Source organism: uncultured Polaribacter sp. (genome assembly GCF_947500975.1).
Classification (GTDB): Bacteria; Bacteroidota; Bacteroidia; order Flavobacteriales; family Flavobacteriaceae; genus Polaribacter.
Genome location: NZ_CANMUE010000007.1, coordinates 46,078 through 58,615, shown reverse-complemented (window position 1 = coordinate 58,615; position 12,538 = coordinate 46,078). Strand labels below are relative to the sequence as shown.

10 protein-coding genes are annotated in these 12,538 nt (G+C 29.3%); 9 read left to right on the top strand and 1 reads right to left on the bottom strand.

What is annotated here, in order from left to right:
* The first annotated feature begins 84 nt into the window (after positions 1-84).
* The 3 genes from prfB (at position 85) to Q0733_RS08955 (ending at position 4,113) form a co-directional block, all read left to right on the top strand.
* The gene (gene prfB / locus Q0733_RS08965; RefSeq protein ID WP_298781539.1) at positions 85-1,185 is read left to right on the top strand and encodes a peptide chain release factor 2; all 1,101 of its coding nucleotides are present in this window, start codon (positions 85-87) and stop codon (positions 1,183-1,185) included.
* Positions 1,186-1,208: 23 nt separating this feature from the next.
* Positions 1,209-1,550 (top strand): arsenate reductase (glutaredoxin), encoded by a 342-nt coding sequence (arsC, locus tag Q0733_RS08960; RefSeq protein ID WP_298781535.1) that lies wholly within the window; start codon positions 1,209-1,211, stop codon positions 1,548-1,550.
* 103 nt (positions 1,551-1,653) lie between these two features.
* A complete protein-coding gene (locus tag Q0733_RS08955; RefSeq protein ID WP_298781533.1) occupies positions 1,654-4,113 on the top strand; it encodes a TonB-dependent receptor in 2,460 nt (819 codons plus the stop codon).
* A gap of 250 nt (positions 4,114-4,363) precedes the next feature.
* Here Q0733_RS08955 and Q0733_RS08950 read toward each other — a convergent pair whose 3' ends face one another.
* Positions 4,364-4,537 (bottom strand): hypothetical protein, encoded by a 174-nt coding sequence (locus Q0733_RS08950; protein ID WP_298781531.1) that lies wholly within the window; start codon positions 4,535-4,537, stop codon positions 4,364-4,366.
* A 188-nt stretch (positions 4,538-4,725) separates the two neighbouring features.
* Between Q0733_RS08950 and fumC the strand changes: the two genes are divergently transcribed.
* The 6 genes from fumC (at position 4,726) to secA (ending at position 12,525) form a co-directional block, all read left to right on the top strand.
* Positions 4,726-6,126, top strand: coding sequence for a class II fumarate hydratase (gene fumC, locus Q0733_RS08945; protein ID WP_298781529.1), 1,401 nt, complete (start codon positions 4,726-4,728; stop codon positions 6,124-6,126).
* 258 nt (positions 6,127-6,384) lie between these two features.
* Entirely contained in the window at positions 6,385-7,620 is a 1,236-nt protein-coding gene (hutI, locus tag Q0733_RS08940) for an imidazolonepropionase (RefSeq protein WP_298781526.1), read from the top strand.
* Positions 7,620-8,105 carry a hypothetical protein gene (locus Q0733_RS08935; RefSeq protein WP_298781524.1) on the top strand — a complete coding sequence of 162 codons (486 nt, stop codon included), beginning with the start codon at positions 7,620-7,622 and terminating at the stop codon, positions 8,103-8,105. Before hutI ends, Q0733_RS08935 begins: the two co-directional genes overlap by 1 nt.
* Positions 8,106-8,151: 46 nt before the next feature.
* On the top strand, positions 8,152-8,727 hold the full coding sequence (locus Q0733_RS08930; RefSeq protein ID WP_298781521.1) for a cob(I)yrinic acid a,c-diamide adenosyltransferase: 576 nt from the start codon (positions 8,152-8,154) through the stop codon (positions 8,725-8,727).
* An 89-nt stretch (positions 8,728-8,816) separates the two neighbouring features.
* A complete protein-coding gene (locus Q0733_RS08925) occupies positions 8,817-9,038 on the top strand; it encodes a DUF2795 domain-containing protein (RefSeq protein WP_077809574.1) in 222 nt (73 codons plus the stop codon).
* 148 nt (positions 9,039-9,186) lie between these two features.
* Entirely contained in the window at positions 9,187-12,525 is a 3,339-nt protein-coding gene (gene secA / locus Q0733_RS08920; RefSeq protein WP_298781504.1) for a preprotein translocase subunit SecA, read from the top strand.
* The last annotated feature ends 13 nt before the right edge of the window (positions 12,526-12,538 follow it).

Below are 12,538 nucleotides of genomic sequence, written 5' to 3'. Positions count from 1 at the left end.
TTATTTATTTTCTATAAATCTATAAAATATCTATTAGCTTTTAAAAGAAGATTTATTAAAATTTCATTTATTTTTGTAGAAACTATGATAACACAAGACCAACTAAAAGATATAGCTACAAGAATTGATAAACTAAAAACTTATTTAGAAATTGATAAAAAGCTGATCGAAATTGCAAATGAAGAAGAAAAAACAGTTGATCCTAATTTTTGGAACAATCCAAAAGAAGCCGAATTATTATTGAAGGAGCTTCGTATTCAAAAAAAATGGGTAGAAGATTATCAGAAAGCAATCACTTTAAATGAAGATTTAATTGTTCTTTATGAGTTTTACAAAGAAGGTGAAATTGATGAAATTGAAATTGAAGCACATTTTGAAAAAACAAGTACTTTTTTAGAAGATATTGAGTTTAGAAATATGCTCTCAGATGAAGGAGATTCTTTATCTGCTACTATACAAATTACTGCTGGTGCAGGAGGAACAGAAAGTTGCGATTGGGTAGAAATGCTTTCTAGAATGTACACAATGTGGGCAGAAAAACAAGGTTTTAAGTTAAAAACACTCAATTACCAAGCAGGTGATGTAGTTGGTATAAAAACTATAACTATAGAAATTGATGGTGATTATGCTTTTGGATGGTTAAAAGGAGAAAATGGTGTACATAGATTGGTTAGAATTTCACCTTTTGATAGCAATGCAAAAAGGCATACTACATTTGGTTCTGTGTATGTTTTTCCTGTGGCTGATGACTCAATTGAAATTGATATTAACCCAGCTGATATAGAAATTGTAACAGCAAGATCTAGTGGAGCCGGAGGTCAGAATGTTAATAAAGTAGAAACCAAAGTTCAGTTAACTCATAAACCTACAGGAATACAAATTCAGTGTTCTAATTCTCGTTCTCAACACGATAACAGAGCAACTGCTATGAAAATGTTAAAATCTCAATTGTATGAAATTGAGCTGCAAAAACAACAAGCTACAAGAGATGAAATTGAATCTGGGAAGTTAAAAAACGAATGGGGAAGTCAAATAAGAAATTATGTAATGCATCCTTATAAATTAGTGAAAGATGTAAGAACGGCTCATGAAACGGGTAATGTAGATGCTGTTATGGATGGAAGTATCAATCCGTTTTTAAAATCTTATTTAATGTTAAACGGACAGAAAAAAGAGAATAACTAATAGTATTTAAAATTTTATTAAAAATGATAAAAATATATCACAATCCTAGATGTACAAAATCTAGACAAGGATTATCAATTTTAGAAAACTCTGGTAAAGAATTTGAGATTGTTAAATATTTAGATACTATTCCTACGGAAAAAGAATTAACTGAGATCATTAAATTATTAGGCATCTCTCCTATTGAGTTAGTTAGAAAAAACGAGAAAGTTTGGAAAGAAAATTATAAAGGCAAAGAATTAACTGATTCAGAAATTATTAAAGCAATGATTGAAAATCCTAAATTAATAGAAAGACCAATTATTATCAATAATAACAAAGCTGTAATTGGTAGACCTACAGAAAAAATTAATACTATTATTTAGATTATTATTTTTTACTTTTTTCTTTAACATTTCTTTAACTTATTTAAGTTAAACTTAACAAGAACTTTGTAGTCTAAAAAAAGAACTAAATCAACTGCAAATTTTGACAAAAAAAATAACGCTACTTTTATGCTGTCTTTTATCAGCAACATTTTTGTTTTCACAAAAAAAATCAAGTTCCAGCAATATTTCAATTACGGGAAAAGTAATAGATGCTAATACAAATCAACCATTAGAATATGCAACTATTATTCTAAAAAATACTAAAAACTTAAAAGTTTCTGGTGGAATTACAGATATAAATGGTAATTTCAATATTAAAACTCCAAAAGGAACTTATGAAATAAGAGTCGAATTTATTTCCTTTAAAACTAAAGAATTTCCATCACAAAAAATTATATCTAACAAAAATTTTGGTACAATTAAACTACAAGAAGATTCTGATAGTTTAAATGAAATTGTTGTGATTGCAGAAAAATCTTCAGTTGATATAAGGCTAGATAAAAAAATATACAATGTTGGTAAAGATATGACTGTAAAAGGAGGAACAGCTTCTGATGTTTTAGACAATGTACCATCTGTTGATGTTGATGCTGAAGGTACTGTAAGTTTAAGAGGTAGTGAAAATGTTAGAATTTTAATTGATGGTAAGCCATCAGCATTAGTAGGTTTAAGTAGTACAGATGCTTTAAAACAATTACCTTCTGATGCTATTGAAAGAGTTGAAGTAATAACCTCTCCATCTGCAAGGTACGACTCTGAAGGAACAGCTGGTATTTTAAACATAATATTAAGAAAAGGGAAAGCTACAGGTTTTAATGGGTCTGTAAATGTGAATGTTGCAACTCCAAAAAACAATCAAATCTCTGTAAATTTAAATTCACGTTCAGAAAAAATTAATCTTTTTTCAAACTTTGGTTATAATGACGGTGGAAGTCCGGGTGTTTATAATTCAACAATTTCTTACCTAACAAGTGGAATTTTAGATAGCACAAGAATTGAGAATAGAGATAATCAAAGAAATAGAAAAGGGTTTAACGGAAATGTTGGTTTAGAGTATTTTATCAACAAAAAAAGCTATATAACAGGTACAATTTTCTTAAGAGATTCTGATGGAGAAAATGTATCAATAAATAATATTAGTTCTTTTGACAATGCAGGTAATAATTTGTTTAATTCAACAAGAATACAAGATGAAACCGAAGTAGATCAAACACTTCAGTTTTCTTTAAATTATACAAATAATATTAATGATAAAGGTCATAAGTTTACAATAGACCTACAACATAGTGCTAGCAAAGAAAATGAGGCAGCAATTATTACAGATGTTTTTCCTGAAACGAACGCTACCAATGAACTTTCTATAGATAATTTAATTCAAGCAGATTATGTTTTACCTATTGGTAAAAACGCTCAATTTGAATTGGGTTACCGTGGAAGTTTTCAAGATTTAACTTCGGATTATTTAGTAGTTGCACCTAATTTAGAAGCAGAATACAACCCTTCTAATAATTTAGAATTTACACAAAACATAAATGCATTTTATACACAATTTGGAAGTAAGATAAACAAGTTTTCTTACCTATTGGGTTTAAGAACAGAAATGACAAATATTAGTGTAAATCTTATTAATACTAATGAAAACTTCAAGAAAAAATATACAGATTTTTTTCCAACAGTAAATTTAGGATATGAATTATCTGAAAGTCAAAGTTTTACTTTAGGTTATAGCAAACGTTTAAGAAGACCACGTTCTAGATTTTTAAATCCATTTGAAAGTAGAGCAAGTGAAACCGTAATTTCTAAGGGAAATGTAGATTTAGACCCTACATATACAAATTCTTTCGATTTAGGATATTTAAAAAAATGGGATAAATTAACCTTAAACTCATCTATCTATTATCAACATTCAATAAATGCAATTGAAAGAGTTAATAGCCAAGAAATTAGATTTATAAATGGAATAGAAACCAATATTTTGGTAAGACAACCTATAAATTTAGCTTCAGAAAACAGAGCTGGTTTTGAGTTTACAGCTAATTATAATCTAAATAGAAAAGTAAAATTTTCTGGAAGTTTTAACTTTTTTCAGTTTGAAACAAAAGGAGATTACACATATAATATTACAGATCAAAGTACAAATACAGTATCTTCAATTACACAGAACTTTGATGCAAAAAATAATTCTTGGTTTACACGTTTTGATGCTAGGATTACCCTCCCATGGGACATACAATCACAAACAAGGCTTTTTTATAGAGGACCAAGAAATGAAGCTCAAAGTGATGTTGAAGGAATTTTATCTTTAAACTTAGCTTTTAGCAAAGATATTTTAAAAGATAAAGGAACTTTAGTTTTAAATGTAAGTGACCTTTTTAATTCAAGAAAATATCAAGTCACAGGTTTTACTCCGAGTAGAGAAAACCCTACAAATATTACAGACCAAACTTTTCAAAGAAGAATGCGTCAAATATCATTAAATTTCACTTACAGATTCAATCAAAAGAAAAACCAAAGAAAAAGAAACTCTGGTCAAAGAGAAGATGATGGTGGCGAGTTTTAAATTTACCTATTTTATTTGGGCGTTTTAACGGGCTTTCCAATACAATCTTTTTTATATGCTGTTATTACTAAATTTACGTTTTATGTATTGAGATAATCTCACTTATAAAAAAGATTACTTCGTAAACTCGTAATAACACTTATTTAAAAACATAAAAAAGGATTTCCGTTACAATCCCTAACGCATTCACTCAAACCCATAAAAAAAGGCTCGCAAATAGCGAACCTTTTTTATATAATATTTTAAGAAACTACTTTCCTTGAGCAGCTTTTTTTGCTTCTTTTTTTAATTTCATATTTTCCCAAATTGTTCCTCCAATCCAATAAGGCACTACAAAAGTTAACAAGAATATTAACAACCAAAAACCAGCTGTAAAAATAAACATGAATAAAACTAAACCTGAAAATTCTGAAAAATCTAACATTAATTTGTATTTATAATAGTAATTGTTCGTTATGCGAAAATAATATTTATTTTTTAAAATTATACTATCAAAATAAAAAGTTTTTTAAAAAACTAAATATATAATTATACCACTTATATTTCAACTATCATTTATAAATTTTTCATCATTCTTTTTGTAAATTTGTTGTACTAAAAATTACATTCAAAATGACAAAATACAGAATCGAAAAAGACACAATGGGTAATGTAAATGTACCTGCAGATAAATATTGGGGTGCTCAAACTGAGCGTTCTAGAAACAATTTTAAAATTGGCACAGCTGGTTCTATGCCATTAGAAATTGTTTATGGTTTTGCATATCTTAAAAAAGCAGCAGCGTTTACAAATTGTGAATTAGGCGTTTTAACCTCTGAAAAAAGAGATTTAATTGCGCAAGTTTGTGACGAAATTTTAGCGGGTAAATTAGATGACCAATTTCCTTTGGTAATTTGGCAAACTGGTTCTGGTACACAATCCAATATGAATGTAAATGAAGTTATTGCCAATAGAGCCCATGAAATAACTGGTAAAGTAATTGGTGAAGGTGATAAAACCATCCAACCAAATGATGATGTAAACAAATCGCAATCATCAAATGATACATTTCCTACAGGAATGCATATTGCCGCTTACAAGAAAATTGTAGAAAATACAATTCCTGGTATTGAGCAATTAAGAGATACTTTAAAAGCAAAATCAGAAGCATTTAGTGATGTTGTAAAAATAGGTAGAACGCATTTAATGGATGCTACTCCCCTAACCTTAGGACAAGAATTTTCTGGTTACGTAGCACAATTAAACTTTGGTATTAAAGCTTTAAAAAACACATTAGAACACTTAGCTCAATTAGCTTTAGGAGGAACAGCTGTTGGTACAGGTTTAAATACACCTGCTGGTTATGATGTTTTAGTAGCAAAATATATTGCAGAATTTACAAATTTACCTTTTATCACAGCACAAAATAAATTTGAAGCTTTAGCTGCACATGATGCACTTGTAGAAACTCATGGAGCATTAAAACAAATAGCCGTTTCTTTAAATAAAATTGCAAACGATATTAGAATGATGGCTTCTGGACCAAGGTCTGGAATAGGAGAAATAATTATACCTGCAAACGAACCTGGTTCTTCAATTATGCCAGGAAAAGTAAACCCTACACAAGCAGAAGCTATGACAATGGTTTGTGCACAAGTTATGGGTAATGATGTTGCTGTTACAGTTGGTGGCACACAAGGGCATTATGAACTAAATGTTTTTAAACCTATGATGGCTGCTAACGTATTGCAATCTGCTCAATTAATTGGTGATGCATGTGTTTCTTTTGATGAAAATTGTGCTGCCGGTATTGAGCCAAATCATACTAGAATTACAGAATTAGTAAATAATTCTTTAATGTTAGTTACTGCTTTAAATACCAAAATTGGATATTATAAAGCTGCTGAAATTGCAAATACCGCTCACGAAAACGGTACTACCTTAAAAGAAGAAGCTGTTCGTTTAGGTTATGTAACACCAGAACAATACGATGAATGGGTAAAGCCAGAAGAAATGACTGGAAGTTTAAAATAAAATTTAAATATACTTCTATACTAAAAAAAAGCTTATGAAAAAATCACAAGCTTTTTTTTAGTATTTTACATTTATAATGATTAATACTTATACCCTATAGAGATTTGAAAGACTGAATTTTTAACTGGTAAATCACTATCACTAGATTCTGAATCATCAGTATTAGAGAATGTATTACTTATAATAAGAAGCATATTCGTTTTCTGTTATCATTTCAATAGATTTATGTATGTTTGTTATAGTTAATTTAATCATTTTATGACCAAATTATTCATCAATATAAAAGAACTTATTCAAGTTAGAGATACTTCTTTACATAAAGTTTCTGGTAAAGAAATGAGTATTTTACCAACAATAAAAAATGCTTATTTATTAATTAAAAATGATTTAATTGCTGATTTTGGTTTGATGAATGAAGCACCAACTTTTTCTATTGATAAAATCATAGACTGTTCTGGTAAAATAATATTACCAACTTGGTGCGATTCTCATACACACATTGTTTTTGCTGGTCATAGAGAACAAGAATTTGTGGATAGAATTAATGGTTTATCTTATGAAGAAATTGCTAATAACGGTGGTGGAATTTTAAATTCTGCCAAAAAACTTCAAGAAACTTTAGAAAAAGATTTATATAATCAATCTAAAAAAAGATTAGACGAAGTAATAGCTTTGGGAACAGGTGCTATAGAAATAAAATCTGGTTATGGGTTAACCGTTGATGCTGAGTTAAAAATACTAAGAGTAATTAAAAAACTCAAAGAGAACTATAAAATTCCTATCAAAGCAACTTTTTTAGGTGCTCATGCAGTTCCTGCTGAATATAAAAATAATAAAGAAGGGTATATTAATTTAATTATTGATAAAATGCTACCCAAAATTGCTGCCGAAAATCTAGCCGATTTTATAGATGTTTTTTGTGAAAAAGGATATTTTACTGTGGAAGATACAGACAGAATTCTAGGCTCAGCAAAACAATATAATTTAACACCTAAAGTTCATGTAAATCAGTTTAATGCCATTGGAGGAATCCAAATTGCTACAAAACATAAAGCTTTATCTGTAGACCATTTAGAAATTTTAACAGATAAAGATATTACAAGCTTGCAAACTTCCAACACTATGCCTGTTGCACTTCCCTCCTGTTCTTTTTTCTTAGGAATACCTTACACACCAGCAAGAAAAATTATTGATGCAAATTTACCTTTGGCATTGGCAACAGATTATAACCCTGGCTCTACACCTTCTGGAAACATGAATTTTGTAGTTGCAACAGCTTGTATTAAAATGAAAATGACACCAGAGGAAGCCATAAATGCCGCAACTATTAATGCTGCTTTTGCAATGAATCTATCAGATAAAGTTGGAAGTATCACAAAGGGAAAATTAGCCAATTTTATCATCACAAAAGAAATACCTTCTTATAATTTTATACCTTATAGTTTTGGTTCTAATTTAATTGATAAGGTGTATATAAATGGAAATAAAATTTAATGTTTTTTAGAGCTATTTCATATTTAAAATTCTTGGTAAAATCTACAAATCAACACGGAGTACATTCTCCTTTTGTATATGATTTTGTAACGAAAGGATTGTATCAAAAAGTTGTAAAAAACAATATTCTTAATAATTATACTGAGTTAAAATGTCTATCAAAAAAAGAACAAAAAGTCGTTTTAAAAATAGTTAATTATTTTAATATCGATGAAATTTATTTCGACTTAAAAACATTAAGTAAAAGTTTAAGTAGCGACTGTAAAATTCTATTTATAAACAACTTAATCTTAAAACCATTTCTTAAAGATCAAAATAATTATTTTATCGTTATTAATAAAATTCATAGAGACAAAAAAACATACAATATTTGGAAAAAACTCATTAAAAATAATCAAGCTACAGTAACAATTGATTTGTTTTATTTGGGCTTAATTTTCTTCAGAAAAGAACAACAAAAAGAGCATTTTACAATAAGAGTTTAAACATCGTAACTATGAATTTAAATTTCAAAACATTGAATTATAAATTATGAAAATATATACAAAAACTGGCGATAAAGGAACTACTGCTTTATTTGGTGGTACAAGAGTAAAAAAATACAATTTACGTATAGAAAGCTATGGAACAGTAGATGAGCTAAACTCGTATATTGGATTAATTAAAGATCAAGAAATCAGCCAAGAAATAAAAGATACTTTATTACAAATTCAAACTGAATTGTTCACTCTAGGTGCTATGTTGGCAACTCCACCTGAAAAAAAAACATTAAAAAGCGGAAAAGAACGATTAAATATCCCAAAAATTGATAAAGTTTCTATCCTATTTTTAGAAAAGGGAATTGATACAATGGATGAAGAATTACCTCAGATGACACATTTTATTTTGCCTGGTGGGCATCAAGCTGTGTCATTCTGTCACATAGCTAGATGCGTTTGCAGACGAGCAGAACGTCTTTCTGTAGAATTAAATGATCTAGAAACTATTAATAATGACATCTTAAAATATTTAAACAGACTTTCTGACTACCTTTTTGTATTGGCACGAAAGTTGTCTAAAGACTTATCAGTAGAGGAAATTAAATGGGTTCCTGAAAAAAAATCGTAAGTTCTTTATTTATTGAATAGAAATTTCTTAAAAAAGACTTGCATAATTGCGTAAAAAAATTATTTTTGCACAAAATTAAACATTAAGAAATGTATTGGACATTAGAATTAGCATCTTATTTAGCAGATGCACCTTGGCCAGCAACCAAAGACGAATTAATAGATTATGCTATTAGAACAGGATCTCCTCTTGAAGTAGTTGAAAATCTACAAGATATTGAAGACGAAGGTGATGCTTATGATTCTATTATTGAAATTTGGCCTGACTATCCTACAGAAGATGATTATCTTTGGAATGAGGATGAATACTAAATTAAATAATTAAAATATAAAAAGTCTCTAAAGAGGCTTTTTTTTTGTTTTTCTTTTAATTGAGAAAATACTATTTTTCCTAGCCTATAAAGCTAGCTTATAAAACAAAACAATACAGCTAACTAAATAGCTTAAAAACATACACATAATGAGCATATTAAACTCCGTTATCAAACTTTTTGTGGGTGATAAACAACAAAAAGATTTAAAAAATTTACAACCCGTTGTAGATGATGTAAAGAAATTTGAAGCTTCGTTTTCTAAACTTTCACATGATGAATTACGTGCAAAAACTTTTGAATTTAAAGCAAGATTAAACGAAGCAACTAAAGAACTTGATGATAAAATTTCCTCTTTAGAAGAAGAAGCTAAAAATGCAGATATAGATAGACAAGAAGATATTTATTCAGAAATTGATACTTTAAAAGATGAAGCTTATCAATTATCAGAAGCTACACTTTTACAAATCATGCCAGAAGCTTTTGCTGTTGTTAAAGAAACAGCAAAACGTTTTGTAGAAAACAATGAAATAGAAGTTACAGCAACTCCTTTTGACAGAGAATTATCTGCAGATAGAGACAATGTAACTTTAGAAGGTGACAAAGCTTTTTGGGCAAATTCTTGGGATGCCGCTGGTAAACCTGTTACTTGGGACATGATTCATTATAATGTTCAATTAATTGGAGGTTCTGTTTTACACCAAGGTAAAGTTGCAGAAATGATGACTGGTGAAGGTAAAACCTTAGTTTCTACTTTACCAGTATACCTAAATGCTTTAACAGGTAAAGGCGTACATTTAGTAACTGTAAATGACTACTTAGCAAAGCGTGATAGAGCGTGGATGGCTCCTATTTTTGAGTTTCACGGACTTTCTACAGATTGTATAGATTATCATCAACCCAATTCAGATGCACGTAGAAAAGCCTACAATGCAGATATTACCTATGGTACTAACAATGAATTTGGTTTCGATTATTTACGTGATAATATGGCTAGCTCTAAAGACGATTTAGTTCAAAGAGCTCCTAATTATGCCATTATTGATGAAGTAGATTCTGTTTTAATTGATGATGCAAGAACGCCGTTAATTATTTCAGGACCAGTTCCACAAGGAGACAGACATGAATTTAACGAGTTAAAACCTTTAGTCTCTGATTTAGTAGGAATACAGAGTAAATACTTAATTGGTGTTTTGGCAGAAGCTAAAAAATTAATTGCTGCAGGTAATGATAAAGAAGGAGGATTTCAATTACTAAGAGTTTATAGAGGTTTACCAAAAAATAAAGCTTTAATTAAATTTTTGTCTCAAGAAGGAATCAAACAAATTCTTCAGAAAACAGAAAACTACTATATGGCAGACAACAATAAGTTGATGCCAGAGATAGACGAAGCTTTATGGTTTGTTATTGAAGAAAAAAACAATCAAATTGATTTAACCGATAAAGGTATTGCCCATTTATCAGAAAAAACAAAAAATGATAGTTTCTTTGTATTACCAGATATTGGTGTAAAAATTGGTGAAATTGATAGTTCAGATGCTACAACTGAAGAAAAAACTTCACAAAAAGAAGAATTATACAAAGATTTTAGTGTAAAAAGTGAACGTATTCACACAATGAACCAACTTTTAAAAGCATATACTGTTTTTGAAAAAGATGTTGAATACGTTGTGATGGATAATAAAGTAATGATTGTTGATGAACAGACTGGACGTATTATGGACGGTCGTCGTTATTCTGATGGATTACACCAAGCAATTGAAGCAAAAGAAAATGTAAAAATTGAAGACGCCACTCAAACTTTTGCAACAGTTACATTACAAAATTACTTTAGAATGTACAGAAAACTGTCTGGAATGACAGGAACTGCAATTACTGAAGCTGGTGAATTATGGGAAATCTACAAGTTAGATGTGGTAGAAATACCTACAAACAAACCAATTCAAAGAGATGATAAAGAAGATCTAATCTATAAAACTGCTCGAGAAAAATACAACGCAGTTATTGATGATATTGTAAAATTGGTTGAAGAAAAACGCCCTGTTTTAGTAGGTACAACATCAGTAGAAATATCAGAATTATTAGGTAGAATGTTACAAATGCGTAAAATTCCTCATAATATTTTAAATGCAAAATTACATAAACGTGAAGCAGACGTTGTTGCGCAAGCTGGTAATCCTGGAGTTGTTACAATTGCAACAAATATGGCTGGACGTGGAACAGATATTAAACTTTCTAACGAAGTTAAAGAAGCTGGAGGTTTAGCTATTATTGGAACAGAAAGACATGATTCTAGACGTGTAGATAGACAACTTAGAGGACGTGCAGGAAGACAAGGTGATGTTGGTTCTTCTCAATTTTACGTTGCTTTAGATGATAATTTAATGCGTTTATTTGGTTCTGATAGAATTGCTAAAATGATGGATAGAATGGGGTTAAAAGAAGGTGAAGTAATTCAGCATTCTATGATTTCTAAATCTATTGAAAGAGCTCAAAAGAAAGTAGAAGAAAACAACTTTGGTATCAGAAAACGTTTGTTAGAATATGATGATATTATGAACGCTCAACGTGAGTTTGTTTATAAAAGAAGACGTCATGCTTTAGATGGTAAACGTTTACAGGTTGATATTGCAAATATGATTTATGATACTTGCGAATCTATTATTAACAGCAACAAATCTGTAAAAGATTTTCAAAATTTTGAGTTTGAATTGATTCGTTTTTCATCAATGACCTCTCCTTTCTCTCAAGAAGATTTCGAAAAACTATCAGAAAAAGAATTAACTGATAAATTATATGAAATTGTTTCTGAACATTATAAAAATAAGATTGAAAGAAACGCCATTTTAGCATATCCCGTTATTAAAGATGTTTACGAAAACGAAGGTGATCGTTATGAAAGAATTGTGGTACCTTTTACTGACGGAATTAAATCTCTACAAGTTGTTACCAACTTAAAAGATGCTTATGAAAGCGAAGGAAAAAGTTTGATTACTGATTTTGAAAAAAACATCACTTTAGCAATTATAGATGAAAACTGGAAAGATCATTTACGTAAAATGGATGATTTAAAACAGTCAGTTCAAAATGCATCTTATGAGCAAAAGGATCCATTATTAATTTATAAGTTTGAAGCTTTTGAATTATTCAAATTAACGGTTGATGAAATTAATAAAGAAGTATTATCATTCTTATTTAAAGGAGAATTACCACAGCAATCTAATCAGATTTCTGAAGCTCGTCAACAAAAAAGACAAAATTTAAGTACAAGTAAAGCTGACGTTCAAAATTCAACTGAACAAGCCATTCAAAATTCTCGTCAGCAATCATCAGAACCAATAGAAACTGTTGTTAGAGAGCAGCCAAAAATTGGTAGAAATGAAAAAGTTACTATTAAAAATGTAATGAGTGGCGAAGAAAAAGAAGTGAAATTTAAACAAGCTATTCCTTTAATTGAAAAAGGAGAATGGGTATTAGTAAACAAATAGTACATTATTACTA

What these genes read in the sequence shown, in the direction of transcription:
- prfB (WP_298781539.1), top strand. Translation starts at nt 85, where the DNA reads ATGATAACACAAGACCAACTAAAAGATATAGCTACAAGAATTGATAAA.
- arsC (WP_298781535.1), top strand. Translation starts at nt 1,209, where the DNA reads ATGATAAAAATATATCACAATCCTAGATGTACAAAATCTAGACAAGGA.
- Q0733_RS08950 (WP_298781531.1), bottom strand. Translation starts at nt 4,537, where the DNA reads ATGTTAGATTTTTCAGAATTTTCAGGTTTAGTTTTATTCATGTTTATT.
- fumC (WP_298781529.1), top strand. Translation starts at nt 4,726, where the DNA reads ATGACAAAATACAGAATCGAAAAAGACACAATGGGTAATGTAAATGTA.
- hutI (WP_298781526.1), top strand. Translation starts at nt 6,385, where the DNA reads ATGACCAAATTATTCATCAATATAAAAGAACTTATTCAAGTTAGAGAT.
- Q0733_RS08935 (WP_298781524.1), top strand. Translation starts at nt 7,620, where the DNA reads ATGTTTTTTAGAGCTATTTCATATTTAAAATTCTTGGTAAAATCTACA.
- Q0733_RS08930 (WP_298781521.1), top strand. Translation starts at nt 8,152, where the DNA reads ATGAAAATATATACAAAAACTGGCGATAAAGGAACTACTGCTTTATTT.
- Q0733_RS08925 (WP_077809574.1), top strand. Translation starts at nt 8,817, where the DNA reads ATGTATTGGACATTAGAATTAGCATCTTATTTAGCAGATGCACCTTGG.
- secA (WP_298781504.1), top strand. Translation starts at nt 9,187, where the DNA reads ATGAGCATATTAAACTCCGTTATCAAACTTTTTGTGGGTGATAAACAA.